Annotated in this window: 21 protein-coding genes; 11 read left to right on the top strand and 10 right to left on the bottom strand. The window is 70.5% G+C overall.

The features are described from left to right. Nucleotides 1-124: 124 nt before the first annotated feature. The gene (locus ABT340_RS00295; protein WP_352008442.1) at nt 125-1,438 is read left to right on the top strand and encodes an FAD-dependent oxidoreductase; all 1,314 of its coding nucleotides are present in this window, start codon (nt 125-127) and stop codon (nt 1,436-1,438) included. Between the two features lie 57 nt (nt 1,439-1,495). Here the strand turns inward: ABT340_RS00295 and ABT340_RS00290 are convergent, their stop codons facing one another. From ABT340_RS00290 to ABT340_RS00280, 3 genes are all read right to left on the bottom strand, one after another. Next, on the bottom strand, nt 1,496-2,170 hold the full coding sequence (locus ABT340_RS00290) for a copper homeostasis protein CutC (protein WP_352008441.1): 675 nt from the start codon (nt 2,168-2,170) through the stop codon (nt 1,496-1,498). 43 nt (nt 2,171-2,213) lie between these two features. After that, nucleotides 2,214-2,855 carry a GNAT family N-acetyltransferase gene (locus ABT340_RS00285; protein WP_352008440.1) on the bottom strand — a complete coding sequence of 214 codons (642 nt, stop codon included), beginning with the start codon at nt 2,853-2,855 and terminating at the stop codon, nt 2,214-2,216. Between the two features lie 212 nt (nt 2,856-3,067). Then, nucleotides 3,068-3,814 (bottom strand): GntR family transcriptional regulator, encoded by a 747-nt coding sequence (locus ABT340_RS00280; RefSeq protein ID WP_352008439.1) that lies wholly within the window; start codon nt 3,812-3,814, stop codon nt 3,068-3,070. A gap of 596 nt (nt 3,815-4,410) precedes the next feature. Between ABT340_RS00280 and ABT340_RS00275 the strand changes: the two genes are divergently transcribed. The 4 genes from ABT340_RS00275 to ABT340_RS00260 all read left to right on the top strand — a co-directional run bounded on the left by ABT340_RS00275 (nt 4,411) and on the right by ABT340_RS00260 (nt 7,911). Continuing rightward, a complete protein-coding gene (locus ABT340_RS00275; protein ID WP_352008438.1) occupies nt 4,411-5,532 on the top strand; it encodes a sensor histidine kinase in 1,122 nt (373 codons plus the stop codon). Next, complete coding sequence (locus ABT340_RS00270; RefSeq protein ID WP_352008437.1) at nt 5,529-6,197, top strand: response regulator transcription factor; 669 nt, start codon at nt 5,529-5,531, stop codon at nt 6,195-6,197. Before ABT340_RS00275 ends, ABT340_RS00270 begins: the two co-directional genes overlap by 4 nt. 80 nt (nt 6,198-6,277) lie before the next feature. Then, nucleotides 6,278-7,168, top strand: a complete 891-nt coding sequence (locus tag ABT340_RS00265; protein WP_352008436.1) for an ATP-binding cassette domain-containing protein — start codon at nt 6,278-6,280, stop codon at nt 7,166-7,168. Beyond that, nucleotides 7,165-7,911 carry an ABC transporter permease gene (locus tag ABT340_RS00260; RefSeq protein ID WP_352008435.1) on the top strand — a complete coding sequence of 249 codons (747 nt, stop codon included), beginning with the start codon at nt 7,165-7,167 and terminating at the stop codon, nt 7,909-7,911. The genes ABT340_RS00265 and ABT340_RS00260 overlap by 4 nt, the downstream gene beginning before the upstream one ends. Before the next feature lie 84 nt (nt 7,912-7,995). Here ABT340_RS00260 and ABT340_RS00255 read toward each other — a convergent pair whose 3' ends face one another. Together ABT340_RS00255 and ABT340_RS00250 are read right to left on the bottom strand one after the other, a co-directional pair. Beyond that, complete coding sequence (locus tag ABT340_RS00255; RefSeq protein WP_352008434.1) at nt 7,996-10,563, bottom strand: glycosyl hydrolase family 18 protein; 2,568 nt, start codon at nt 10,561-10,563, stop codon at nt 7,996-7,998. Between the two features lie 171 nt (nt 10,564-10,734). Continuing rightward, nucleotides 10,735-12,207, bottom strand: coding sequence for an MFS transporter (locus ABT340_RS00250; protein WP_352008433.1), 1,473 nt, complete (start codon nt 12,205-12,207; stop codon nt 10,735-10,737). A 197-nt stretch (nt 12,208-12,404) separates the two neighbouring features. Between ABT340_RS00250 and ABT340_RS00245 the strand changes: the two genes are divergently transcribed. Next, nucleotides 12,405-13,706 carry a DUF2252 domain-containing protein gene (locus ABT340_RS00245; protein WP_352008432.1) on the top strand — a complete coding sequence of 434 codons (1,302 nt, stop codon included), beginning with the start codon at nt 12,405-12,407 and terminating at the stop codon, nt 13,704-13,706. Nucleotides 13,707-13,753: 47 nt separating this feature from the next. On the opposite strand, the gene ABT340_RS00240 is transcribed toward ABT340_RS00245, so the two are convergent. After that, nucleotides 13,754-15,259, bottom strand: coding sequence for a glycoside hydrolase family 3 protein (locus ABT340_RS00240; protein WP_352008431.1), 1,506 nt, complete (start codon nt 15,257-15,259; stop codon nt 13,754-13,756). A 589-nt stretch (nt 15,260-15,848) separates the two neighbouring features. Between ABT340_RS00240 and ABT340_RS00235 the strand changes: the two genes are divergently transcribed. After that, complete coding sequence (locus ABT340_RS00235) at nt 15,849-16,532, top strand: TetR/AcrR family transcriptional regulator (protein ID WP_386190096.1); 684 nt, start codon at nt 15,849-15,851, stop codon at nt 16,530-16,532. A 9-nt stretch (nt 16,533-16,541) separates the two neighbouring features. Here the strand turns inward: ABT340_RS00235 and ABT340_RS00230 are convergent, their stop codons facing one another. The 4 genes from ABT340_RS00230 to ngcE all read right to left on the bottom strand — a co-directional run bounded on the left by ABT340_RS00230 (nt 16,542) and on the right by ngcE (nt 20,649). Beyond that, the gene (locus ABT340_RS00230) at nt 16,542-17,417 is read right to left on the bottom strand and encodes a chitosanase (RefSeq protein ID WP_352008429.1); all 876 of its coding nucleotides are present in this window, start codon (nt 17,415-17,417) and stop codon (nt 16,542-16,544) included. Nucleotides 17,418-17,497: 80 nt separating this feature from the next. Beyond that, nucleotides 17,498-18,364 (bottom strand): carbohydrate ABC transporter permease, encoded by an 867-nt coding sequence (locus tag ABT340_RS00225; RefSeq protein ID WP_352008428.1) that lies wholly within the window; start codon nt 18,362-18,364, stop codon nt 17,498-17,500. Continuing rightward, complete coding sequence (locus tag ABT340_RS00220) at nt 18,361-19,275, bottom strand: carbohydrate ABC transporter permease (protein ID WP_352008427.1); 915 nt, start codon at nt 19,273-19,275, stop codon at nt 18,361-18,363. Before ABT340_RS00220 ends, ABT340_RS00225 begins: the two co-directional genes overlap by 4 nt. Nucleotides 19,276-19,281: 6 nt before the next feature. Continuing rightward, entirely contained in the window at nt 19,282-20,649 is a 1,368-nt protein-coding gene (gene ngcE / locus ABT340_RS00215) for an N-acetylglucosamine/diacetylchitobiose ABC transporter substrate-binding protein (protein ID WP_352008426.1), read from the bottom strand. Nucleotides 20,650-20,803: 154 nt separating this feature from the next. Between ngcE and ABT340_RS00210 the strand changes: the two genes are divergently transcribed. From ABT340_RS00210 to ABT340_RS00195, 4 genes are all read left to right on the top strand, one after another. Beyond that, nucleotides 20,804-21,472: a MerR family transcriptional regulator gene (locus ABT340_RS00210; RefSeq protein ID WP_352008425.1), complete on the top strand. Its 669-nt coding sequence runs from the start codon at nt 20,804-20,806 to the stop codon at nt 21,470-21,472. A 166-nt stretch (nt 21,473-21,638) separates the two neighbouring features. Further along, on the top strand, nt 21,639-22,652 hold the full coding sequence (gene glnII / locus ABT340_RS00205) for a glutamine synthetase (protein WP_352008424.1): 1,014 nt from the start codon (nt 21,639-21,641) through the stop codon (nt 22,650-22,652). A 282-nt stretch (nt 22,653-22,934) separates the two neighbouring features. Continuing rightward, complete coding sequence (locus ABT340_RS00200) at nt 22,935-23,786, top strand: TrmB family transcriptional regulator (RefSeq protein ID WP_352008423.1); 852 nt, start codon at nt 22,935-22,937, stop codon at nt 23,784-23,786. A gap of 77 nt (nt 23,787-23,863) precedes the next feature. Beyond that, nucleotides 23,864-25,549 (top strand): NAD(P)/FAD-dependent oxidoreductase, encoded by a 1,686-nt coding sequence (locus tag ABT340_RS00195; RefSeq protein ID WP_352008422.1) that lies wholly within the window; start codon nt 23,864-23,866, stop codon nt 25,547-25,549. The last annotated feature ends 9 nt before the right edge of the window (nt 25,550-25,558 follow it).

The raw sequence follows: 25,558 nt of genomic DNA, 5'->3' as shown, positions 1-25,558 counted from the left end.
CCCCAAGAGATGGTCAAGAGGAGCGCCGGGAACCCAGCCCGCGCAACGGCCGCGTCACCCTGGCCGCCCGGCGCCGTGGTGGGACAGAATCACCCTCAGGGGCGGTCACCGCTTGGGAGGCGACATGGCACCGGAGAACAGGCCGTTGAGGGTCGCGGTCGTCGGCTCGGGACCGGCCGGTCTCTACACGGCGGAGGCCCTGACGAGGCAGGCCCCCGGAGCCGTCGAGGTGGACGTGCTCGAACGGCTGCCGACGCCGTACGGACTGGTGCGCTACGGCGTCGCCCCGGACCACACCTCGATCAGGTCGATCGCCGACTACCTGCGACGGGTCCTCGAACTGCCGAACGTCCGCTTCCTCGGCGGTGTGGAACTCGGCCGGGACGTCTCGGTCGCCGACCTGCTGGCCTGCTACGACGCCGTGGTCTACTGCACCGGTGCGCCGGTTGACCGGCGGATGGGCGTGCCGGGCGAGGACCTGCCGGGAAGCGCGGCGGCCACGGACTTCGTGAACTGGTACTGCGGCCATCCCGAGGTGCCGGCCGACCGGTTCACCCTCGACAGTCCCGAGGTCGCGGTGGTCGGCGTCGGCAACGTCGCGGTGGACGTGGTGCGTGTCCTGGCCAAGTCCGCGCGGGAGCTGCGCGCCACGGACGTGCCCGAGGAGGTGCTCGCCCGCCTGGCGGCCAGCCGGGTGCGGGTCATCCACATGATCGGCCGCCGGGGGCCGGAGCACGCCAAGTTCACCCTGAAGGAGCTGCGGGAGCTCGGCGAGCTGACGAACGCGGACGTGCACGTGCGTCCGGACGAGTCGGCGGCCGACCTGTCCCGGGCTTCGCGCCAGGTCAGGGGGAACGTCGAGGTGCTACGCGGCTGGGCGGCCCGCACCCCCGCCGGTCGTCCCCGGCGGCTTGAGGTCCGGTTCTGGATGCGGCCCGTGGAGATCGTCGGCCGGGACCGGGTCGAGGGGCTCAGGCTCGAACGGACCAGGCGGACCGAGGACGGGATCGTCGGGACGGGTGAGTTCGAGACCCTTCCCGTCGGGATGGTGCTGCGCTCGGTCGGCTACCGCAGCCTCCCGCTGCCCGGCGTGCCCTTCTCCGAGCGGACCTCGACCGTGCCGAACGAGGCCGGCCGGGTCCGTGACCGCGAGTACGTCGCGGGCTGGCTCAAGCGCGGCCCGACCGGTGTGATCGGCACCAACAAGTCCGACGCCGCGGAGACCGTCCGCACGCTTCTGGCCGATCTCGCCGGCCGTGCGCCCGTACCGCGCGGCGGCCTGGACGCCCTGCTCGCCTCACGGGGCGTCTCCCCCGTCACCTACGACCGCTGGCTGGCCATCGAGGCCGCGGAGATCGCCCTGGCCAGGACGCTGGGCCGGGGCGAACGCGTCAAACTCCTGGGCCTGGACGCCATGCTCGACGCCGGCGGCCGGTGACCTCACCCGGCTCGGCGGGCCCTCCCCGGCGCGTGGGCCGCGACGAGGAGGGCGACGTCAGTCGATCAGGGCCCGCCACTCACGGACCCTGCGCGCCTCGACCGGGTGTGCCCACGAGGCCCGTACGGCACCTCCGACGTGGAAGGCGCGCACGCCGTATTCGAGCAGCGCCGGGACGTGTGTGGGCTTGAGCCCGCCACCGGCCATGATCAGTGGCCCGTCCCCCGCCTCGCAGCGGGTCCTGAGCACCCGCAGGCCGTCCCCGACGCCGCTGGGCGCGCCCGAGGTGAGCACGGTCGCGAGGTTGGGCAGCAGCCGTACGGCCCGCCACCCCGCCTGGACGTCGGCCGCGTGGTCGACGGCCCGGTGGAAGGTCCAGGGCAGCGGGGCGACGGCGTGGATGAGCGCCTCGGTCGCGGCGAGGTCGACCGTCCCCGCCTGGTCGAGGAAGCCGAAGACGAACCCGGCCGCGCCCGCCTCCGCGAGGGCCTTGGCGTCACGCCGCAGGCTCTCCAGAGTCTCGGGCCCGGCCAGGAAGGAGGCCTCGCCGCGCAGCATCACCATCTGCGGCAGCGCGCACTCCTTGGAGATCGCCGCGACCGTCTCCACCGCCGGGGTGAGCCCGTCGGACGCGATGTCGGCGACGACCTCAAGACGGTCGGCACCGCCCTCCTCAGCCGCGACGGCGTCGCGGACGTCGAGCGCGATCACCTCAAGCAAGGAACCGGTCATGGGGTGAGGCTATCGGATGACTTTGTCCTGGGATCGCCGTGGTTCAGACATGTTCGGCGAGGGAGGAGTCGTGGCTGCTCACAAGCGGTCCACGGCGTCCGCCGAGCCCGCGCCGGTCGGTGAACGGCAGCGCCGTGCCGAGGCCGCCGCGCACGCCTCCGGGCCGCTGGAACAGCGCTCCCGAGGCGCGGTGCGGGAGGTCCACGGTGCGCAGGTGGGTGAAGCGCTGGCCCCGGTAGTAGTCCTGGAGCCTCATATTGTCCTTGGAGCAGTCGAGCCTGAGCCAGCGCCCTCCGGCGGCCACCACCCGCAGGCCCGCCCAGTCGAGCAGGGCCCGCCCCAGACCGAGACCGGAGCAGGAGCGGGCGACCGACAGCTTGTGGACGTACAGCGCGGCGCCGGGGAGGTCCTCCGCCTGCCAGAACTCGGGGTCGGCGTTGCCGTCGAGGGCGATGGTGGCCACCACGCCCCGCTCGCCCTCCACCAGATACATGTCACCCGTCTCGATCAGCGGGGCTATGCGCGCGGCGGGGAAGCCTCCGGCGGGCCACTGCCGTACGCCTCTGCCGTTCAGCCAGTCGGCGGTCTCCGCCAGGAGGGTGAGGACCTCCCCGAGGTCGGCGGCGGTCGCGGTGCGCAGCGCGAGCGGACGCGCGGTGACGGTACCGACGGTGTTGGAGTGCATGATTGATCCCTTCGTTGCACAGGGTGCGTGAAGAGGCACGGAGAGTAACCGTTCGATGACGCACGGTGTCCATGCCGGCCCAGGCGAATGCCTAGGGGTCCAGGGAGGGCGGGGGCAGCGGCCCGCGCCCTGCCGCCTTGGGCGGGCGGCCCGGCAGGCGCCCGCGGCGCGGGCGTGCTGGGAGCCGGCCCGGCCGGGCGGTCACGGAGATGTCAGCGGCTTTCCAGCTCGTACCTGATCAGGTGCTTGTCCGCGGGGAGCACGGAGACGGCGACCCGGACGGGGGTGTCGCCCTCGTCGTAGCCGACCCTGATGTAGACGACGACCGGCGTGCCCGACTGGAGCTGCAGGCGGTGGGTCTCCGAGGTGTTCGGCATCCTGGCCCAGATGTCGTCGACCATGCGGACCTGACGGTGGCCCAGCTCGGTCAGCACCCTGTTGGCGCCGCGCGTGATGTCGCCGGGACGGGCGATCTCGGAGTCGGCGACCAGGGACAGCGGGAAGTAGGAGTCGTTGGTGTTGTACGGCTGGCCGTCGACGAAACGCAGCCTGCGGCGGACCACGGCGAACTCGTCGTCGGCCAGTTCCAGCCTGCTGGCGATCTCCTCGGCGGGCTGCACGATCGCGACCTCGATGTGCTGGCTCGGCACGCGCCCCTCCTGGGAGACCGCCCAGGCGAAGGCCTCCTTGGTCTCCTCCGGCTGCGGCTGGAGCTCCCGCTGGGGGTGGATGAGCAGCGGCCTGCGTTCCCTGACGACGGTTCCCCTGCGGGGGGTGCGGGTGATCAGGCCCTCGTTGACCAGCTCTCCGAGGGCGAGCCGTACGGTGTTGCGGCTCACCTGGTGGATGCCCATGAGCTCGACCTCGGTCGGCAGCTGATCGCCCGGCCGGAGCGCACCGGAGTAGATGGCCCTCCGGAGTTCGGAGGCCACCAGCTGATACAGCGTTGACCGCGGCATTAAGTCCCCTTTGTGCCAACAAAACTAGACGATTTGGTTTTACCGGGGAACAGCCTCTTGACCCAACCTCTCGTTACCCGCATCATCCAATCGTTGGTACAAATCCATCGAAAGGTCGGCAAGGGGGTGAACGCCGGTGCCATCGGTCCGCGTGGGCGCGCCACGCCCGTCCCGGCGCGACCTCGGCGGTCCGACGCGCCTACTGCGCTGCGCGTCGCCCCGCCACGGATTCCCCCACACCTACCAGAGCGATGGGGACGGCACACGAGTGCTTTCGGTACCGACAGATCTGACCCTTTGGTGGAGAAATAGGTTTTTTGTCCGAAATGAGAAAGGCGGCATCCGCCCTCTCTTCCGGCGCCACCAGGGTCCGGTCTTCGGCGACACCCCCTCCGGGGAGGCGCGGGTTCCTCAGGTCCGCGTCTCCCCTGTCACCGGCCCCCGGCGCGGGTAACCGGTTCGAGGACCCCAACCCTCGCCGGGGTCCTCGCATCGCCGCGCCGGGCAGGAGCGCGTCCTGGCGGGTCCCCCACGCCCGCCAGGACGCGTCTCCGCTCTCCCGCCCGTCCGGCGGCTCCGGCGACTAAGATCACCCCATGCGGTCGGGGCGGAAAGTCGGGCTGCTCCTGGGTCGTCCCCAGATCTTCGACGTGACGCTGGTCGTGCTCCTCTGCCTGCCCTCGCTGATCGTCCTGCCCTTCACCCTGCTGGACGACGATCCGGACACGGCCATGAGGGCGGGGCTGTTCCTGCTCGCCGTCCCGCCCCTTCTGGCGCGGCGCCGCCACCCGGTCCCGGTCGCCGTCGTGATCGCGGCGCTCGACATCGCGGGGCGCCTGACGATCACTCCTTCCCTCTCGATCCTCGCGGCGATCGCCCTGTACGGCCTCGGCCGCCACACCACGACCAGGAGGGCGCTGGCCGCCTCCCTCCTCCCGGTGACGGCCGCCTACGCCGTCACGTCCTCCGCGTCCCTCACGGCGGGCCCCCAGTCCTCCGGCGCGTTCGCCTTCGGTGCCCTCTTCCCGCTGGTCCTCACCGGCGCCGGTCTGCTGGCGCGATCGAGGGCGGAGACACGACGGCTCAAGGAGAGCATCCGGACCGAGGAGGCGGTGCAGGCCGAACGCCGCCGCATCGCCCGTGAACTGCACGACGTCGTCGCCCACCACATCACCGTGGTCAGCGCGCTGGTCGGCGGGGCCAGAGTGAACCTGCCCACGGAGCCGCCCGAGGCCACGCAGGCGCTGCTGGCCGCTGAGCAGAGCGCCAGGCAGGCCCTCACCGAGATGCGGCACCTGCTGAAAGTGCTACGGGCCGACGGCTCCGGAGGCGGGGAGGCCACGGGGGTCGGCACGGCCGAGCTGCCCACCCTGGTCGAACAGGCGGGCGCGGCGGGAGCGCCCGCGGAGCTGGTGGTCGAGGGTGAGCCCGTGCCGCTGCCCGCCGCAGTCGACCGGGCGGTCTACCGGATCGTGCAGGAGGCGCTCACCAACACGCGCAAACACGCCCCGGGGTCGCGCTCCCTCGTGCGGATCGGCTACGGAGAACAGGGGGTCGAGATCGAGGTGCTGGACGACGGGCCCGTGACCGTCCCGCCCTCCCCCGGCGGCTTCGGCCTGGTGGGGATGGCCGAGCGGGTCGCGCTGTGCGGGGGAAGCCTGGACGCCGGACCGGGACCGGCGGGCGGCTTCCGGGTCCACGCGAGGCTGCCGCTGTGATCACCGTGCTGCTGGCCGACGACCACGCCCTGGTCAGGACCGGATACCGGCTCATGCTGAACGCCCAGCCGGGCATCACCGTGGTCGGCGAGGCCGCCGACGGCCTGGAGGCCGTGACCCGCTGCCACGAGCTGCGGCCCGACATCGTGATCATGGATCTGCACATGCCCGGGCTGGACGGGGTCGCCGCGACCGAACGCGTCACCGCGGAGCTGCCGGAGACCAGGGTGCTCGTGCTCAGCACCTTCGACCTGGACGAGAACGTCGTGGCCGCGCTCCGGGCCGGGGCCAACGGCTTCCTGCCCAAGGACGTCTCCCCCGAGGAACTGGTCGATGCGGTCAGGACCGTGCACGAGGGCACGGCGGCCGTGGCGCCGCGTCTGCTCCTCGGCCTCATCCGCACCCACGTCAGAGGCGCCCCGTCCCAGGCGCCCGCCCGGATCCGGGGCCGGACCCCTCTCGACGGGCTCACCGCGAGGGAGCTGGAGGTGCTGACGCTCATCGGCGGGGGCCGCTCGAACGCCGAGATCGCCGACGCGCTCGCGATCTCACCGAACACCGTGAAGAACCACGTGACGGCGTTGTTCGCCAAGATCGGCGCACGGGACCGGGCGCAGGCCGTGATCGTCGCCTACGAACGGGGCCTGGTCAGACCAGGAGAGTAGGACCCGGCTCCCGGTCCGGGCCGCCGCGGACGGTCCCGTGGCAGGAGGAAACGCCCGCCCCTGCCGGAGAGCCTTGGGGCATGACAGCGATACGGGCCATCGGCCTCACCAAGGAGTACGGCGGAACCACGGCCGTCGCGGGCCTGTCCTTCGACGTCAGACCCGGTCTGGTGACCGGTTTCCTGGGGCCGAACGGAGCGGGCAAGTCGACCACGATGCGCATGACCCTCGGCCTCGACCGGCCGACCTCGGGGACGGTGACGGTCGGCGGGGTGCCGTACGGCGAGCTCAGGCACCCGCTGCGCAAGGTCGGCGCGCTGCTGGACGCCAAGGCCGTGCACGGCGGGCGCAGCGCCCGCGACCACCTGCTGGCCATCGCGCGGAGCAACGCGATCCCCGCCTCCCGGGTCGGGGAGGTGCTGGAGACGGTCGGGCTCGGCGGGGTGGCCGGGCGGCGGATCGGAGGGTTCTCGCTGGGCATGTCGCAGCGGCTCGGGATCGCCGCGGCGCTGCTGGGAGACCCGGAGATCCTGCTGTTCGACGAGCCGGTCAACGGGCTCGACCCCGACGGGATCCTGTGGATCCGCACGCTGATGCGTGACCTGGCCGCCGAGGGGCGCACCGTCTTCGTCTCCAGCCACCTCATGAGCGAGATGGCCCAGACCGCCGACCGTCTCGTCGTCATCGGCAGGGGGAGGCTGATCGCCGACGCCGGGATGGAGGAGTTCATCGGGCGCAGCTCGCAGGGGTACGTCCGGGTGCGCTCGCCGTACCTGGCGGAGGTGGCCGGGTTGCTGCCCGGCGCCGAGATGCACGGGGACCACCTGCGCGTCACCGGGCGCTCTCCCCTTGAGGTCGGGACCGTCGTCGCCGCGCGGGGGCTGGCGGTCGAGGAACTGACCCTCGTCAGGCCGACCCTGGAGGCCGCCTACATGGAACTGACCAAGGACAGTCTGGAGTACTCCTCATGATCGACGTGATGCGGTCCGAGTGGACCAAGGTGCGCTCGGTGCGCTCGACCGTGTGGACCCTGGGCGCCGTGACGGCGCTGATGGTCGCGCTCGGCGCGGCCGGGGCGCTGGTCGCCGTGAGCGCCGGGGACGGCGGGCGCCTGTCCGACCCGGTCTCCGTCAGCCTGATGGGCATCATGCTCGCGGCTCCGGTGACGGCGACGCTGGGGGTGATCGTCGTCTGCGGCGAGTACCGCACGGGCTCGATCCGCGCCTCCCTGGTCGCGGTGCCGGACAGGCTGAGGTTCCTGGCCGCCAAGGCCGCCGTGCTCACCGGGGTCACGTTCGTCGTGGGCGTCGTCGCCTCCTTCGCCGCCTTCCTCGCCGGTCAGGCCGTGTTCGCCGGGCGGGCGGCGGCGGTCTCCCTGGCCGATCCCGGCGTGTTGCGGGCCATCGTCGGCGCCGGGCTCTACCTGGCCGCGGGCGGGCTGCTCGGGCTGGCGCTCGGCACGTTGATCAGGCACACCCCGGGCGCGATCGTGGCGGCCTGCGCGCTGCTCATGGTGCTGCCGACGCTGGTCGCGTTCGTGCCCGGCGAGCTGGGCAGGAGGCTGGTGGAGCTCACCCCCTCGAACGCGGGCAGCCGGATCGCCCTGGTCAGTCCCGTCGGGATGGGGCCCTGGACCGGCTTCGCCGTCTACCTGGCCTGGATCGCGCTCCCGCTCGTCGTCGCCGTTCCCCTGTTCAGGCGCCGTGACGCCTGACAGGCCGGCACGCGAAACGGGCTGTCCTCGCGGCGTCGCAGGTCGCGGGGACAGCCCGTTCTGATGGGGATTACCCCCGATCGATTACTTCAGGCCCGCGTCCACGGCGTTGGTCAGGGTGCCGGGGTCACCGGACATCTCCCAGATCATCACGCCGAGCAGGTTCTTGCTGCGGAGCCATGCGGTCTTCTTCGCGATCGTCCACGTGTCGTCGAAGGTCCACCACTGGCCGCCGTTGCCGGTGTAGCAGTAGGTCGCGACCGACTGCTCGTCGTGCTTGATGGTGCACCCGGGGACGCTGGCCAGCAGGTTGCTGTATCCACGGGTACCGGCCTCGTCCTGGAACTGGCCGGGCGCGGCGCCGGTCGCCGACTGCCACTCACCGGACTTGCCGCCGTCGGCGACCCCCTGCCAGCCACGCCCGTAGTAGGCGAGACCGATGGCGATCTTGCGGGGGTTCACCCCGGCCTGCAGGTAGGCGTTGACGGCGTTCTCCACGCTGAAGTGGAAGTTGTACGGGTCGTCGTTGTCGGCGTACAGGTTGGCCTGGTGGCCGGCGACGTTGGGCTCCCACGAGTTGTCGCTGCCCGATCCGTGGAAGTCGTAGCCCTGGACGTTGAAGATGTCCAGCGACTTGGCGACCTCGGCGAGCTCCCAGCCGGCCTCGATCTTGGCGGGGTCGGCGGGGGTGAAGGCGGTGAGCTGGTAGCGCTTACCGGTCTCGACGGTCAGGGCGTCGAGCTGCTTGCGGAACTCGGCGATCAGCAGGGTGTTGTTCTGCTTGTCGTTGGCGCCGATGTGGTTGCCCGGGTGGCCCTCCGCGCCCGGCCACTCCCAGTCGAGGTCGATGCCGTCGAAGATCCCGGCAGCGCTGCCCGGGCCGCCGGCGGCGTTGTAGGTGGGCAGGTTGCCCTTGATGTAGGTGTCGATGCAGGAGGAGACGAACTTCTTCCTGGCGGCGTCGGTGGCGGCCACGTCCGAGAAGTACTTGGAGTAGGTCCAGCCGCCGAGCGAGATCAGGATCTTCAGGTTCGGGTACTTCGCCTTGAGCTTCTTGAGCTGGTTGAAGTTGCCGCGCAGCTTCTCCCAGCCGGTGTCGCCGACACCGTCGACCGACTGACCGGCGCTCATCGGCCTGGCGTAGTCGGCGTCCGCGTCGCCGGAGCCGTCACCCTGGTTCGGGTCCTGCGGGTTGCCGCTGGTGCCCTTGGTCACACCCTGCAGACAGGTCAGGTTGACCGGGTCGATGTTGCCGAAGGCGTAGTTGAGGTGGGTCAGCTTCGCCGCGACGCCGGTGGTGTCGAGGTTGCGGACGAAGTACTGACGGCCGTAGATGCCCCACTGCACGAAGTAACCGACCCGGGCGTAGCCACTGCCGATGATGTCGTCGGTGGTGACCTTCACCGCGTTGCTGGCGTCGGAGACGTTGTCGTAGGTGTCGCGGGCCTTGACCGTGAAGGTGTACTCGGTGGACGGCGAGAGGCCGGTCACCGTGGTCGAGGTCGAGGTCGAGGTGGTCAGCAGGGTCGAGCCGCTGTAGATCTCGTAGTTCGCGACCTCCTTGTTGTCCGTGGAGGCACCCCAGGTGAGGTTCACGGTCGAGGAGGACTTGCCGGTGCTGCGCAGGTTGGTGGGCGCGGTGGGCGGCTGGGTGTCGTCACCGGCGTTGTTGGTCGTGACCTTCAGCGGAGGAGTGGCCGCGGAGAGCGTGCCCTTCCTGTCCTTGGTCTTGACGGTGAAGGTGTACTCGGTGTTCGGGGTCAGGCCCGAGACGGTCGCGGTCGTCCCGGTGACCGTGGCCGCCACGTCGCTGCCCTTGTAGACCTGGTAGCCGACGATGGGCAGGCTGCCCTGGGTGGCCGCGTCCCAGGCCAGGGTCACGGTCTTGGTGGTCTTGACCGGCGAGCGCAGGTTGCCGGGGACGCCGGGCGGGGTGTCGGCGGCGCCGTCACACCTGACGTCGTTGATCCGGCAGTTGTCCGGCTCGGCGGAGGCGCTGCTGAGCGTGAAGGTCGGGCTGTAGGGCTCGGTCGAGCCGTGGGCCGCGACGTTGGTGTTGTAGTGGGCCGGGCTCAGCGTGACCGAACGGCCGCTCTGGCTGATCGAGCCGTTGTCGGCGGAGCTGGCGGTGACACCGGCGGGCAGGTCGAAGGTGATCGTCCAGCCGTTGAGCGCGGCGTCGGTGTTGTTGTTGACCACGAACTTGCCACGCGACCCGCTGGCCGAGTAGGTCGCGGTGACGGGCGCGTCCGGCGGGGGCGGGTCGCCGCTGCCGTCACAGTTGGCGTTGTTGATGGTGCACTTGGTCGGCTGGACGGCCGAGCTGAGCGTGAAGGTCGGGCTGTAGGGCTCGGTGTTGCCGTTCGCCTTCACGGTGTTGATGTAGAAGGCGGGGGTCAGCTTCACCTTGGTGCCAGTCTGCGAGATGGTCGCATTCTGGGCACCGCTCGCCGTCACCCCGGAGGGGAGTTCGAAAGTGATCGACCAACCGGTCACAGCGGTGCTGTTGGGGTTGCTCACCACGAACTTGCCCTGGTTGCCGGTGAGGGTGAAGGCGGCTGTCAGGCGAGCGGCTGCGTGGGCGGGGATCGACAATGCGGCCATCGCGGCCGCCATGGCGAACACCACCAGCACAGAAGCTAATCGGCGCATGTTGATGCTCTTTCCTTTAGGAAAGTTTCCTAATAATTATGCGGATCGTAACCCTGACCCCCGGGCTCTACAAGACCCAAAATGGTTGTAAAAACGGCGGGAGGCCGCCCCGGCCCTGGGCGGCCTCCCTTATGAAAACCGTTCTCGGAAAATGGAACGCTCCCGTACGGCTCAGCGGTCCGCGCGGGTCCGCCCACCGTCCTCCCCGCCCTCGGAAACGGTTTCCGGCTCGGCCTTGGAAAGGGTTTCGGACAACGGCCGTCCCCTTCTCGGCATCACCAGCACGGCCGGCACGCCGAGCACCACGACGACCGTCATCGCCAGGAAGACGTGGTGCACGGCGAAGGCCAGGGCCGAACGGGCGGCCTGCGCCCCTGGACCGTCCAGCGCGGCGGCGACGTCGTCGACCGAGCCGACGGAACCGGACGACAGCAGGGACAGGCTCGCGACCGCCGCGAAGACCGCCGTGCCCACCGCGCTTCCCGCGCTGCGGAAGAACACCACCCCGCCCGTGACGACGCCACGCCGTTCCCAGCCGACCACGGACTGCGCGCCGACGAGGCAGGAGACCGAGACCAGGCCGAGCCCGGCGCCGTTGACGAACGCGCACAGGCCCGCGTAGACGAGCGGCGAGGCCGGGCCCAGCAGCGTGAACATCACCGCCGAGACGACGACGAGCACCATCCCGGCCAGGGCCGTGGCGCGGAAGCCGTACCTCAGATAGAGGCGGTCGGCCAGTCCCGCGGCCAGCGGCCAGCCGATGGACTGCGTGGCGAGTGCGAACCCGGCGGCGACCGCGCCGACCCCGAGCACTCCCTGGGCGTAGGTGGGCAGGTAGAGGGCGGGGGCGATCAGCACCACGCCGACGAGCGCGCTGCCGAGGAACGAGCCGAGCAGCATCCGGTCACGCCAGACCCACGGCGGCACGACCGGCTCGGCCGCGTGCCGCTCCCAGCGCAGAAAGGCCGCGAGCAACGCCAGACCGGGCGCGATCAGCCACCAGACGGTCTCCTGGAGCCCGATCATCACGGTGACGACGCCCGCCGCGAGCAGGGCGGTGCCGAACAGGTCGAGGCGGTGCGGACGGCGTTCGACCGACTCGCGCAGGAACACGGTGACCATGGCCAGCGCGGCCACCCCGATCGGGAGGTTCAGCAGGAAGACCCAGCGCCACAGCCCGAACTCCGACAGCAGGCCGCCCAGGGCCGGGCCGAGCAGCGCGGAGCCTCCCCACACCGTGGACATCAGCGCCGAGATGCGTCCCCGCTGGGCCAGTGGGTAGAGGTCGCCCGCGATCGTCTGGGTGATCGGCAGGATCGCTCCCGCCCCAATTCCCTGCACCGCCCGCGCCACGATGAGGACGGGCATGCTCCAGGCCACACCCGCCAGCAGCGACCCGGCCAGGAAGGTCGCCGCGCCCACGAGCAGCATGGGTTTGCGGCCGTAGACGTCGGCGAGCCCGCCGTAGATCGGGGTGCACACCGCCTGGGCCAGCATGTAGACCGCGATGACCCAGGGGAAGAGGGAGAAGGCCCCCAGGTCGCGCACGATCGCCGGGACCGCGGTGGCCACGATCGTGGCGTCCATCGCGGCCAGGGCCGTGCTGAGCATGAGCCCGGCCACCACCGGTCCCCGTCGTGTCACAGCCGCGTCACCGTCTCTCCCCGTGAGGACACCGTGGTCGGAGTCCTCTCTCCCCAACAGACGCGGGCGAACGCCTCATTCCATGGCATGTCCCCTTGTTTCCCCGGACATCGCTTCTGCCGGGAAGCCGCCGCTGTGACGGCCCTGTGACGTCTTCGCCTGGCGGAGCCGGGCCGGTGGGCCCTAACGTGCGCACCATGACCACAGATGGGCGCTCGGCGCACATTCTCGACGTCCTGATCACCGAGTTCGGCGAGTCGATCAGGCGTGACCCCCCGGCCTTCCGGCGCAAGTTCAGGAAGATGGCCGCCTCCCCGTTCGCCTTCTACCGCGGCAGCGCCTGCCTGTTCTACGCGGACATGGCCGGCTCCTTCGCCGACACGGCCTTCCTCGACGACCAGACGAGCCGGGTGTGGATACACGGCGACCTGCACGCGGAGAACTTCGGCACCTACATGAACGCCTCCGGCGTCCTGGTCTTCAACGTCAACGACTTCGACGAGGCCTACGTCGGCCCCTACATCTGGGACCTCAAGCGGTTCGTGGCCAGCGTCGCGCTCATCGGCTACGCCAAGGCGCTGTCGGACGAGGTGATCACCGACCTGGTCTCGGGGTTCGCCAAGGCCTACCTCACCGAGCTGACCGGCATCTCCGAGGGCGGGGACGAGGCGATCGGCTCACTGACGCTGGAGACGACCACCGGTGTGCTGCACCGGGTGCTCCAGGTCGCCCGGCTCAACACCCGGGTCGCGCTGCTCGACGTCGAGACCACGATCGACAACTTCGAGCGCAGGTTCGCCATCATGGACGGCCGTTATCCGGTCGACGAGGAGACCAGGCACGCCGTCGAGGCCGCCTTCGCGGAGTACCTCACCACGCTCCCCTCGTCGGTCCCCGCGGTCGAGCACAGGATCAAGGACTTCGCGCTCCGCATGGGCGTCGGCATCGGCTCGGCGGGCCTGCCGTCCTACAACATGCTCCTTGAGGGCCACACCCAGGCCCTGGAGAACGACGTCATCCTCTACATGAAGCAGGCCCAGGTCCCGGCCGTCGCCCGGTACATCACCGACGAGAAGGTACGCGGCTACTTCAGGCACCAGGGGCACCGTACGGCGGAGTCACAGCGGGCCCTGCAGGCCTACGCCGATCCCTGGCTCGGCCACACGACGCTGAACGGCGTCGGCCAGCTCGTCGCCGAGGTCTCCCCCTACTCGGCCGACCTCGACTGGGGCGACGTCAACGAGCCGGAGGAGCTCGCCTCGGTGATCGGCGACCTCGGCAGGGCCGTGGCCCGCATGCACTCCGTCGCCGACGACGAGTCCAGCCACGACCTGGTCGACTTCTCGACCGAGGACGCGATCGTGAACGTGATCGGTGCCGACGCCGCCGGGTTCACCCGTGTGCTCGTCGACTTCGCCCACGCCTACGGCGCGCGGGCCAGGGCCGACCACCAGCTGTTCGTCGACCTGTTCCGCAACGGCCGGCTGCCCGGCCTGTGAGCGTGTTCCGCCGTTCCCGCGGCCCGGGGGCGGCGGAACACGCTGGATCAGGCGTCCCCCGCCAGCACCTCGGCCGCGGCCTGGCCGCACACCTTGGAGGAGCCGTGGGTGGCGATGTGGACGGCGCCGAGGTCGGAGCGTCCCGGCAGGCCCATCTCGACCACGACGGCGTCGGAGCGCGCCGCCAGCAGGTGCTGCAGGGCGTCCATCTGCCAGGGGTGACGGTGGGCGTCGCGGACGACGGCGACCAGCGGCCGGTCGGTGGCGGCGGCCAGCACCCCCTCTACCGCGCTCCCGGTCGCCCCGGAGGCGTCCAGGCGCGTCACCGTGGTGCCGGGCAGCAGCTTGCCGAGCGGCTCACCGACGCCCCAGGGCGTGTCCTTCTCGATGGCCAGGTTCATCTCGGGGGCCAGTTCGAGCACGTGGGGCGGGGCGGCCAGGGGAAGGGAGGCACTCGCCGAGCGGCGGGTGATCCGCAGCGCCCGCCTGGCCGCCTCAAGGCCGATGGAGACGTCTCCCGGACGCGAGGGCGCGGGGTCCTGCCGCCTGGGGGCCGAGGCCGCCCACAGGGCCAGTTCGCACACCCGCCGTGCGGCGTCGGCCAGCCTCTCCTCGGGAAGCCTGCCCTCGATCACCGCGTCCACGATGGCGTCGCGGACGTCGATGGCGGTCTGCTCGTCGGAGTTCTGGCCACCGATGCAGATCGCGTCCGCGCCTCCGGCGATGGCCAGCGCCGAGGCGCCGCCGATGCCGTACGGGCCCGAGACGGCGGTCATCTCGATGCCGTCGGTGATGATGACGCCCTCGAAGCCGAGTTCGACACGGAGCAGGTCGTGCAGCACCTTGCCGCTGAGCGTCGCGGGCACGCCCGGGTCGAGAGCGGAGACCAGCAGGTGGGCCGTCATGACCGTGCGCACGCCCTCGGCGATCGCCGCGCGGAAGGGCCGCAGCGCGACCTCGCGCAGTTCCTCGGCGGTCGCCGTGACCAGCGGGACGCTGTGGTGGGAGTCGACCGAGGTGTCCCCGTGCCCGGGGAAGTGCTTGGCGCAGGCGGCGACGCCCGCCGACTGCAGGCCCCGGATCCAGGCCGCGGTGTGCCGGGAGACCAGGTCGGGGTCCGCGCCGAAGGAGCGCAGGCCGATGACCGGGTTGTCGGGGTTGGAGTTGACGTCGGCCGAGGGTGCGAAGTTGAGGTTGACGCCGGTCAGCGCCAGATCGCGGCCGAGGTCGGCGGCGAGTTCCTCGGTGAGCGCGACGTCGTCGACGACTCCGAGGGCGAAGCTGCCGGGGCGCGTGCTCCCTGCCGCCGCCTCAAGCCGGGTCACCTCTCCCGACTCCTCGTCGATGCCCACGAGAACCTGCGGGTTCTCCGCGCGCAGCGCCGCGGTGAGGTCGGCGACCTGGGAGGGGGTGGCGATGTTCCTGGAGAAGAGCACCACCCCGGTCAGGCCCTCGCTCAGGCGTCTGCGGACCCAGTCGGGCGGTGACTTGCCCTCGAATCCCGGGAGAACAACCGTGTCCGCCAGACGAAGCAGCTCTTGGCCGCGCTTCATGCACCCTCCTCGCCTCATGGCCGGCCGGCATCTCATGCCGAGGACACGCGGACACCATGTTGTGTTCACAGGCGTGGGAGGAAGCGCTCCCATCGGCCTTGCGCGCAAATCTAATAGGAAACTTTCTTTATCGCTAGGGGGCTGACCATGGGCCTTCCGTCAAGATCCTGCAATCCGGAGTGACACCTGGTACCCGGGAACGCTCCAGGGGCGGCAGGGGGAACGGTCACCGGAAGCCACGGGACGTGCCGGGTGCGTCACCATGGGCGATCTTTGAGCGAAACCATCCGTGTGGCGCGCGCCAGCGAAGCCGGATCCGTCACGAGCCCCCTCCGGAGGCCGGACGCGCTCCAAGAAAGAGGAGGCATGTCCAGAGAAGTGACGTTTATGAGTTTTGTCGGTAAGGGAAGGCTTTCCCCTCCCCTTACGGAAAACCGAAACCCATCCCGCGCCCACCCGGGCACGAGCCGTACGGCGCGGCGCCGGAGAGCGGCCCCGTCACGCCGTTCCGGACAGGCGCCCGGCACGGGGCGAATGCCGCGATGAGCTGGTTCGTTCGCGCGAACAAGCGATTACGCAAAGACTCATAATGGAGGACGTGAACACGAGAAAGAACTCCGGCGCCACGACCACCTCCGTCAGACGCCAGGGTGCGACCAGGCGCGCGGCCTCATCCGGCTCCGCCTCGGAGCGCCGCGAACACCTCGTGAAACTCGCCGCCGACCTCTTCGCCCGCAAGGGATTCCAGGCGACAACCGTCCGCGAGATCGCGGAGGAGGCCGGCATCCTGTCCGGCAGCCTCTACCACCACTTCGACTCCAAGGAGACGATCGTCGACGAGGTGCTGACCACCTTCCTCGACGACCTCGTCGGCCGCTACCGCACGGTGCTCGACCGGCGGGAGGACCCCCGCACGACCCTGTCGGAGATGGTCCGCGTCGCCTTCGGCACGCTCGAACCACACCGCGCGGCGATCACCGTCATGCAGAACGACTGGAACTACCTGCGCTCCCTGCCCGGCGACCGCTTCGACTACCTGGTCAGGACCGAGGAGGAGGTCGAGCGCATGTGGGTCGAGCAGATCAGGCGCGGCCAGGCCGCCGGGCAGCTCCGCGGGGACATCGACCCCAAGCTCACCTACCGTATGGTCCGTGACAGCATCTGGGTCACGGTCCGCTGGTTCAGGCCGGGGGGACGCCTGAACACCGCGGGACTCGCCGACCACTACATCACGGTCCTCCTCGACGGCCTGACGACCGGCGAGCGGGCCTGAGCCGGACGGCTACTTCTTGATCCGGTAGGAGTCGCCGTAGACCTTCCACGACAACGGCGTGTTCAGGTCGAGGTTGCCCTTCCTGAGGAAGACCCGCTGTGCGGTGTCCACCCTGCTGGTGTCCTCGTGGGCCGACTCGGCCTTCATGGCGACCTTGCGGGCGTCGAGGAAGGCGTTGAGGTAGGCGGTCTCGTCACCGCCCTGCGACGGCGGCTTGGCCTTCTTCAGCGCGTTCCTGCGGATCGCCCCGAAGCTGAGCGAGTCGTCGCCGCCGCCGTGCATGACGATGGCGTCGTAGTAGACGAACTGGCCGAGGGCACGCAGGCCGTCCTTCTTGGCCTGCCGTACGGCGGGGCGGAAGTAGAGCCGGTCGCGTTCGTGGTTCTGCGCCTTCCTGAAGGCCCTGTCCTTCGCCGCACGGGCCCAGGCCTTGGTGAAGCCGGGGTCGAGGCCCTTGTGCGAGTCGGTGCCGTTGACCCGGCGCAGGGCGGGGAGGTACTTGGCCAGCGGGTTGTGCGGTTTGTACCGGGTGTAGAGCTTGACCAGGTCCAGCATGTCCCCGGTGCCCGAGCAGAAGCCGACGATGCCCGCCGTGTAGCCGCGGTCGTCGTCGATGTCCTCGATGTACTTGTACTGTGCCCGCCAGTTGAGGGAGGAGTTCTCCGCGCTGGAGACCAGCTTCATCGCGATCTCCTTCTTGGCCGGGTCGTCGAGCCCCGGTGCCGAAGCCGAGGCCGAGACTTCGGAGATCACCGTGGAACGTGCCGGGGCGGCGTGCGCGGCCTGGCCCGGGGCGAGCGGGACGGCGGCCCCGGCGGCCACCACGGGCGCCAGGAACAGCCCGAGAAGACGTCGACGCCCGCCGAGGCGGGCGGAGGAGGTCACAGACAGGGTGTCGGTTGCCCGATATGTCGTCAGTGTCACTCCAACAGTTAACCCAATCTCCGTGAACGGCAAAATCCGATCTACTTGAACGCCCCCGCGGTCAGCCCCCTGCGGATCTGCCCCTGAAGGAGCGCGTGGACGACGATCATCGGGATGATCGCCATACCGAGCGCGGCGAACAGCGCGCCCCAGTCGGCGTCGTAGCCCGCCGTGGTCGAGATGTCGGCGATGCCCTGCGTGAGCAGCCAGCTGTCCCGGTCGGAGGGCAGCAGCACGAGGGGAAGCTGGTACTGGTTCCACTGGCCGAGCACGTTGAAGACCGTCACGCTGACGACACCGGGCCTGGCCATCGGAAGCATGATCTGGAAGAACACCCGCGTGTGCGAGGCGCCGTCCACGAAGGCGGCCTCCGCGACCGTCTCCGGCAGGGTCCCGAAGAAGGCGGTCAGGAAGAACACCGTGAACGGCAGGGAGAAGGCGATGTAGACGAGGATCAGCCCGCCGTGGGTGTTCAGGCCGATGAACGGGCCGACCAGCGGCAGCGCCCCGGTGTTCCTGACGACGAAGAACAGCGGGGTCAGCACCAGGTAGACCGGCAGGGCCAGTCCCGCGACGAACAGCGCGTGCACGATCCGGCTGCCGCGGAAGCGGTAGCGGGCCAGCACGTAGGCCGCCATCGCGCCGAACAGCATGGTGCCCGCCGTACCGCACGCCACGACGACGACGCTGTTGAGCATGTAGCGGCCCACGTGCGCCTGCTGCCAGGCACGCGCCCAGTTGTCGAGGCGGATCGTGGCCGGCGGCGACCAGGCGTCGCCGAAGATCTCCCGCTCACTCTTCACCGAGGCCAGGAAGGTCCACGCGATCGGCACCGTGACCAGGAGCGTCCACCAGAGCAGGACGGCGTGCGAGAGGAGCGCCGTGAGGCGGGCACGGGCCGCGCTCACCGGAACTCGATCCGCTCGCGCCGGGTCAGCCGCAGGACCAGCACCGCGAACCCGGTGGTGAGCGCGAACAGCACCACACCCATCGCACAGGCGTAACCGAACCTGGAGTAGTGGAAGGCGTTGCGGTAGACCTCCGCCGCCATCACCGTCGTGGAGTGGTCGGGACCGCCCTGCTCGGCCGTCATCACCCACACGACGGCGAAGACGTCGAGCGCGGCGACGCCGAGATAGACCCAGCCCGCCTGGACCGTGTCCCGCAGCAGGGGAAGGGTGATCCGCAGGAACAGCCGTCCGCCCCTGGCGCCGTCGATGGCCGCGGCCTCGAACAGCTCGCGCGGGATGGAGACGATGGCCGCGGAGAAGAGCACGACGTAGAACCCGACCGCCTGCCAGACCAGCACGAACAGCACGGCCCACAGCGCCAGGCGGGTCTCCGCCAGCGGCCCGACCGGCTCGAACCCCAGGGCGGTCAGCGGGCCGTTGAGCATCCCGCTCCTGTCCGGCCTGAGGATCTGCCGGAACAGGACGGCGACCAGGACGACGGCCAGCACCTGCGGGAAGAAGAAGACCACCCGGTAGAACCCCGCTCCCCTGACCGCTCCCCCGCCCGTGCGCCCGGCCGCCCCGTCGCCGGTCAGCAGCCAGGCGAACAGCAGGGCGAGCCCGATCGTCAGCGGCGGCACCAGCGCCAGCAGCAGCAGGTTGTGGCCGGCGGCCCGCAGGAAGACCTCGTCGCCGAGGAGCCTGCGGAAGTTGTCCGCCCCCACGAAGCGCGGGACGGCGTTGACCCCGCGCCAGTCGGTGAGCGCGATGACGAGGGCCTGCGCGCAGGGGGAGAGCACGTAGACCGTGTACAGCGTGACCGGGACGGCGAGGAACCCGGCGACGAACCGTCTCCTGTGCTGGTTCATCGGCGGCTACCTCGTGAACTTCCGCACCGAGGGGTCGGCCCTGAGCGCGTCGGCCTTGCGCTGGGCCCGCTCGGCCCACCGGTCGGCGCTGATCGCCCCGCTCATCAGCTGCCCCGAGGCCGCGGCGACCTCGTCGTGCAGTTCGGAGTACCACCTGCGGAACATGAAGGTGACGACGTTGCCGCCGGCGGCGGCGAGGGCGGCGCGGGCGCTCTCCAGGCCGGGTTCGAGCCTGAGACCGTCGGCCGCCCCCCTGACGACGGTGAGCGTCGAGACGGCCTCGGTGAACCTCCCCGCCGCCCGCCGGGAGAGCATGGCCCGCAGGTATTCGAGCCCGGCCCCGGGGTTGGCCGAGCGCGCGGGCACGATGTACTCCTCACCCGGCTGGGCGTGCAGCGTGCCGTACGGCATGGCGTCCGAGGGGCCGAAGTCGGGCAGCGGGAACATCGCGTAGCCGAAGCCGTCCGGGGCTGAGCCGCGTTGCTCGTTCTCCAGCCAGGAACCGCAGGGCAGCATGGCGACCAGCCCGCGGTTCTGCGCGATCTGGGTCTGGACGTGGTCGAGGCCCGCGGTGCCCTCAAGGAGGTGCCTGGCCCCGATCTCCGCGAACGCCGCGGCGGCCCGCCGTACGGGCTCGGCCTGCCAGGCGCCCTCGGCGAGGTTGTCGATGTCGGTCAGCACCCGCCTGCCGCCGATCTTCGCCGCGAGGGTGAGGATGGGCTCGTAGATGTACTGGGGGTGGGTGCCCGCGTAGGTGAACGGCGCCATCCCCGAACGCCTGATCTCCTCGCAGAGGTCGAGGAAACGCGCCCACGTCCTGGGCGGTCGCCACCCCCTGGCCTCGAAGAGCGGCCGCGAGTACCAGATGCCCCAGACGGTGTTGGTGTAGTTCATGACGTACGGCCTGCCGCCGTAGCCGCCCAGCTCGATCGCCATGGGATCGACGGTCTCGCGCACCGTGACGGAGGGGTCGTCCCAGCTGGGCGCGTCGTACAACGGTGTCAGGTCGGTGAGCTGGCCGTCCTGGACCAGGGCACCCAGGTCCATGGCCCCGGCCCCGGAGTCGTCCACGACCTCGGGCGGGTCCCCTCCGACGAAACGCGGCTGGAGGGTCCTGGAGATCTCCTTGGTCGCGTTGTGGCTGATCCTGAGGCGGGGGAAGCGGGCGGCGACCAGCGGTTCGTGAATGGTCCTGGCGTAGTCGTCGCCGAGCCCCCCGTCGAAGATCCAGATCTCCAGGGGACCGTCCTCGTCGAGACGGGGCGCGCCCGCGGTGGACGTCGGAGGCGCGCCGCCGACGGGGAAGGCGCAGGAGGACAGGGCCAGCGGGCCGAGCCCGGCCAGGGCGCCGCGCAGCAGCTCGCGCCGGGACACGCCCCGCCACCCGGTTCGCCGCCCGGCTCGCCACCCGGAAGGGAGAGAGGGGGAGTTCACGATCACCCTTTCATGACGTACGGTGACCGTCACGCTACCCTCCGCCCCCGACGGGAACAACGACGCACCTATTGGGTAGTTGTACTATCCGACTATGCGGATTTCCCAGCTCAGCGCCGAGACGGGCGTGCCCATCCCCACGATCAAGTACTACCTGCGGGAAGGTCTGCTCCCCTCCGGCGAGCAGACCTCGGCGACCAGGGCCGAGTACGGCGAGGCCCACGTGCGCAGGCTGCGGCTGATCCGCGCACTGCTTGAGGTCGGGCGGCTGCCGATCGCCTCCATCGCCAAGGTGCTGGCCGCGGTCGACGACGAGGAACTGAGCATGCACCGTGTGCTGGGCACCGCCCACTACGCCATCGCCCCCGCGCCCGCGCCCCGGCCCGACGGTGAGGAGTGGCGCCGCGCCCGCGCCGAGGCCGACCGGCTGATCTCCGGCCTCGGCTGGCGGACGGAGCCCTGGGCCCCGGCGCTCGACGAGCTGGCCCAGGCCCTGTACGCCCTGGCCCGGCTCGGCATGCCGATGGACGAGGAGGCCCTGCGCCCCTACGCGCGGGCCGCGGAGACGCTGGTCGAGCACGAGTTCGGCGTCCTCCCCCTGGACGGGCCCCGCGAGACGGCGGTCGAGACCCTGGTCATCGGCACCGTCATGCACGGCCGGGTCCTCGACGTGCTGCGCCGCCTGGCCCACGAGTCCGCCTCGGCCCGTTTCTTCGGGATAGAGCCCGGCGACGACGGTGACAAGGCTCACACGACCCCGTGACGATCTCCGTTTCCGCAGCTCAGCCCCTGTTTTCACGGGAATGTGAACACCGTGCCGGGCGAACCGGACCTGAGTAACATCCCGTTCACATAAGGGCAACAGATGCGAAATCGCGACTTGCGAGTCTTTGGGGCAGCAGACCCCTCCCCTAGCAAGGACTCCGGCGATGACCTTCAAGGCTGAGTACATCTGGATCGACGGCACCGAGCCGACCGCCAAGCTCCGTTCGAAGACAAGGATCCTCGCCGACGGCGCCGAACTGCCGCTGTGGGGCTTCGACGGGTCCAGCACCAACCAGGCCGACGGCGGCGCCTCCGACCTCGTGCTCAAGCCGGTGTTCACCTGCCCCGACCCGATCCGCGGCGGCGACAACGTGCTGGTCCTGTGCGAGGTCCTCACCATCGACATGAACCCGCACTCCAGCAACACCCGCGCCGCCCTCGTCGAGGTGGCCGAGCGGTTCGCCGAGCAGGAGTCCTGGTTCGGCATCGAGCAGGAGTACACCTTCTTCAAGGAGGGCCGTCCGCTCGGCTTCCCGATCGGCGGCTTCCCCGCCCCGCAGGGCGGCTACTACTGCGGCGTCGGCGCCGACGAGGTCTTCGGCCGCGACGTCGTGGAGAAGCACCTCGACCTGTGCCTTGAGGCCGGTCTGGCGATCTCCGGCATCAACGCCGAGGTCATGCCCGGCCAGTGGGAGTTCCAGGTCGGCCCGGCGGGCCCGATCGAGGTCGCCGACCAGCTCTGGATCGCCCGGTGGCTGCTCTACCGCGTCGCCGAGGACTTCAACATCGCCGCCACGCTCGACGCCAAGCCGGTGAAGGGCGACTGGAACGGCGCGGGCGCGCACACCAACTTCTCGACCAAGGCGATGCGGGAGGGCTACGACCCGATCATCACCGCCTGCGACGCCCTCGCGGCGAACGCCCTGGAGCACGTCAAGCACTACGGCGCGGGCATCGAGGAGCGCCTCACCGGCCACCACGAGACCGCCCCCTGGAACGAGTTCAGCTACGGCGTCTCCGACCGCGGCGCCTCCGTGCGCATCCCGTGGCAGGTCGAGGTGGAGAAGAAGGGCTACATCGAGGACCGTCGCCCCAACGCCAACGTCGACCCGTATCTGGTGACCCGTCTCATCGTCAGCACCTGCTGCTCCGCCCTGGAGAAGGCCGGCCAGGTCTGACAGGCACGTCCGCGCGGGGCCGCGTCCACCCGGAAGGGGCGGGCGCGGCCCTTCCGCGTTCCCAGGACATGGCCCACCGTGTTCCAGCGTGCGGAACGTTTTCTGAATCCCGATGAAGTTGGTCGCCGGTCCGGCCTTCACCGGCACGATTGGAAAAAGCGCTGGTCAGCGGCAACTTTTTCCACACTCCATTGGGAAACACTCCAAAACGATTAATTTCGTACTAAATAATGTTCGTTACGACAACGCCCAACAGGCATGGCGAGCCGTACCATAACTCCGATGCGGGACGTCGTGGAGCAGTTGCAGCGCCTGGGCATGTCCGGTTACGAGGCCAAGGCCTATGTGACGTTGGTCGTCGCCGGGCAACCCCTCAACGGTTACGAGGTGGCCAAGCGCTCCGGCGTGCCACGAAGCACCGTCTACGAGACGCTGGGCAAGCTGGTGTCCAAGGGCGCGGCCTACGAGCTGCGCGGCCCCGAGGAGGCGGTCGGCTACCTGCCGCTGCCGCCCAGGTCCCTGCTCGAACGCATGCGCAGGGAGTTCGACGACTCGATCGAGTCGCTCCAGTCCTCGCTGCCCACGATCGTCGCGCCTCCCGGGGCGCACATCATCCACAACCTCAAGGGCACCGAGGCCGTCCTCGCACGGGCGGAGGACGTGGTCGCCGCCGCGCGCACCGACCTGTTCCTGTCGATCTGGCCGGAGGAGATGAAGCAGCTCTCCCCGCTGGTCGGACGGGCGGCCGAGCGCGGGGTCGAGGTGTCGGTCGTGCACTTCGGCCCGGCCGAGACCCAGGTCGGCTACCTGTACGAGCACCGCTTCCCGGTGCCCGACTCGGTGGCCGACAACCTGGGCTGCGGCCTGCTGGTGGTCGTCGGCGACGGCCGCGAGGTCCTGATCGGCGGGTTCGTGAACGGCTCGGCCTGGGGCGTCTACACCGAGGACCCGGCCGTCGTTCTGATGGCGGTCGAGTACATCAAGCACGACATCGCCCTGCAGATCATCGCCGACCGGATCGGGCACGGCACGCTGACCGACTTCTGGAGCAGCGATCCGGAGCTGATGCGGCTGCGCGCCGCCCACGGCCACCCCGCGGCCCTGCTGCGCGCCGTGGGCATGCCCGACCACTGAGACCGCGGTGGTCGGCCACTGCAGGGGGATATGACATTCTTCGGAGGAAGATGTCACGCTTCGGGGGAAGGCTGGTCATGGACAAACCGGTCATCGTAACTGTCGATGACGATCCGGGCGTCTCGCGGGCCGTCGCACGCGACCTCAGACGCCGGTACGGCCAGTCCTACCGGGTCGTCAGGGCCGACAGCGCCACACAGGGCATGGACAGCGTGCGCGAGATGCGGCTGCGCGGCGACGACGTCGCGGCCATCCTCGCCGACTACCGGATGCCCCAGATGAACGGCGTCGAGTTCCTCGAACAGGCCATGGACCTGTACCCGTACGCCCGCCGGGTGCTGCTCACCGCGTACGCCGACACCGACGCCGCGATCCAGGCGATCAACGTGGTCGACCTCGACCACTACCTGCTCAAGCCGTGGGACCCGCCCGAGGAGAAGTTCTACCCGGTGCTCGACTCGCTGCTCGACGCCTGGCAGCGCGCCGAGCGGCGCGACTCCGACGAGCTGCGGGTGGTCGGGGCCCGCTGGTCGGCCAGGTCCTACGAGGTCCGCGACTTCCTGGCCCGCAACCAGGTCCCCTACCGCTGGCTGCTGGCCGACTCCCCCGAGGGTGTCCAGCTCCTGACCGCGGCGGGCGAGCGGACCGGGGAGGAGGACGCGGCCCACGAGGTCAGCCCGGCCAGACTGCCGCTGGTCGTCACCGGCGAGGGCGCCAAGCTCGTCGCCCCGGACACCTCGACGCTGGCCTCCGCCGTCGGCCTGTCCACCGCCCCCGCGACCGACTTCTACGACCTGATCGTCATCGGCGGCGGTCCCGGCGGCCTCGGCGCCGCGGTCTACGGGGCCTCGGAGGGGCTGCGCACGGTGATGGTCGAGCAGCACGCCTCCGGCGGGCAGGCGGGCCAGAGCTCCCGCATCGAGAACTACCTCGGCTTCCCCGACGGCGTCTCCGGCGCCCAGCTCGCCGACCGCGCCCGCCGCCAAGCCCTGAAGTTCGGCGCCGAACTGCTCACCGCCCGTACGGTCACCAGCCTGGAGGTCAGGGGACAGGCCAAGGTCGTCGGGTTCGCCGACGGCGGCAGCATCGCGGCGCACACCGTGATCCTGGCCACCGGCGTCTCCTACCGCAGGCTGAGCGCCCCCGGTCTCGACGACTTCGTCGGCAGGGGCGTCTACTACGGTGCCGCGGTGACCGAGGCCCCCGAGTGCCGCGACCGCGAGGTCTACGTCGTCGGCGCCGCCAACTCCGCCGGGCAGGGCGCGGTCTACCTGTCCGGGTACGCCTGCAAGGTCCACCTGGTCGTCAGGGGCGAGGGGCTGGAGAAGTCCATGTCGCACTACCTGATCGAGCAGATCTCCCAGATCCCGAACATCGAGGTGCACACCGAGACCGAGGTCGTCGGCGCCGGGGGCGACGACCACCTGGAACGGCTCACGCTCAAGGGCCCCGAGGGCGAGCGCACGGCCGAGACCGAGTGGCTGTTCGTCTTCATCGGCGCCGAGCCGTTCACCGACTGGCTGGGCGACACGGTCGAACGCGACCGCAGGGGCTTCGTCCTCACCGGCCCCGACCTGACCGCCGCGGAGAACCGGCCGCGCAACTGGCCGCTGCGGCGGGAGCCGTACCACCTGGAGACCAACGTGCCCGGGGTGTTCGCCGCCGGGGACGTCAGGGCGGACTCGATCAAGCGGGTCGCCTCCGCGGTCGGCGAGGGGGCCATGGCCGTCGCGCTGGTGCACCGCTACCTGGAGAAGACGTGACGGAGGCCG

Source organism: Streptosporangium sp. NPDC000239 (genome assembly GCF_040300765.1).
Lineage (GTDB): Bacteria > Actinomycetota > Actinomycetes > Streptosporangiales > Streptosporangiaceae > Streptosporangium.
The sequence above is the reverse complement of the archived record's forward strand: the minus strand, read 5'-3'. Positions and strand labels throughout refer to the sequence as shown.

Excerpts from the sequence above, each read along its gene's own strand:
- ABT340_RS00295 (WP_352008442.1), top strand. The coding sequence starts at position 125 with ATGGCACCGGAGAACAGGCCGTTGAGGGTCGCGGTCGTCGGCTCGGGA.
- ABT340_RS00290 (WP_352008441.1), bottom strand. The coding sequence starts at position 2,170 with ATGACCGGTTCCTTGCTTGAGGTGATCGCGCTCGACGTCCGCGACGCC.
- ABT340_RS00285 (WP_352008440.1), bottom strand. The coding sequence starts at position 2,855 with ATGCACTCCAACACCGTCGGTACCGTCACCGCGCGTCCGCTCGCGCTG.
- ABT340_RS00280 (WP_352008439.1), bottom strand. The coding sequence starts at position 3,814 with ATGCCGCGGTCAACGCTGTATCAGCTGGTGGCCTCCGAACTCCGGAGG.
- ABT340_RS00275 (WP_352008438.1), top strand. The coding sequence starts at position 4,411 with ATGCGGTCGGGGCGGAAAGTCGGGCTGCTCCTGGGTCGTCCCCAGATC.
- ABT340_RS00265 (WP_352008436.1), top strand. The coding sequence starts at position 6,278 with ATGACAGCGATACGGGCCATCGGCCTCACCAAGGAGTACGGCGGAACC.
- ABT340_RS00260 (WP_352008435.1), top strand. The coding sequence starts at position 7,165 with ATGATCGACGTGATGCGGTCCGAGTGGACCAAGGTGCGCTCGGTGCGC.
- ABT340_RS00255 (WP_352008434.1), bottom strand. The coding sequence starts at position 10,563 with ATGCGCCGATTAGCTTCTGTGCTGGTGGTGTTCGCCATGGCGGCCGCG.
- ABT340_RS00245 (WP_352008432.1), top strand. The coding sequence starts at position 12,405 with ATGACCACAGATGGGCGCTCGGCGCACATTCTCGACGTCCTGATCACC.
- ABT340_RS00240 (WP_352008431.1), bottom strand. The coding sequence starts at position 15,259 with ATGAAGCGCGGCCAAGAGCTGCTTCGTCTGGCGGACACGGTTGTTCTC.
- ABT340_RS00235 (WP_386190096.1), top strand. The coding sequence starts at position 15,849 with ATGGAGGACGTGAACACGAGAAAGAACTCCGGCGCCACGACCACCTCC.
- ABT340_RS00220 (WP_352008427.1), bottom strand. The coding sequence starts at position 19,275 with ATGAACCAGCACAGGAGACGGTTCGTCGCCGGGTTCCTCGCCGTCCCG.
- ABT340_RS00210 (WP_352008425.1), top strand. The coding sequence starts at position 20,804 with ATGCGGATTTCCCAGCTCAGCGCCGAGACGGGCGTGCCCATCCCCACG.
- glnII (WP_352008424.1), top strand. The coding sequence starts at position 21,639 with ATGACCTTCAAGGCTGAGTACATCTGGATCGACGGCACCGAGCCGACC.
- ABT340_RS00200 (WP_352008423.1), top strand. The coding sequence starts at position 22,935 with ATGCGGGACGTCGTGGAGCAGTTGCAGCGCCTGGGCATGTCCGGTTAC.
- ABT340_RS00195 (WP_352008422.1), top strand. The coding sequence starts at position 23,864 with ATGGACAAACCGGTCATCGTAACTGTCGATGACGATCCGGGCGTCTCG.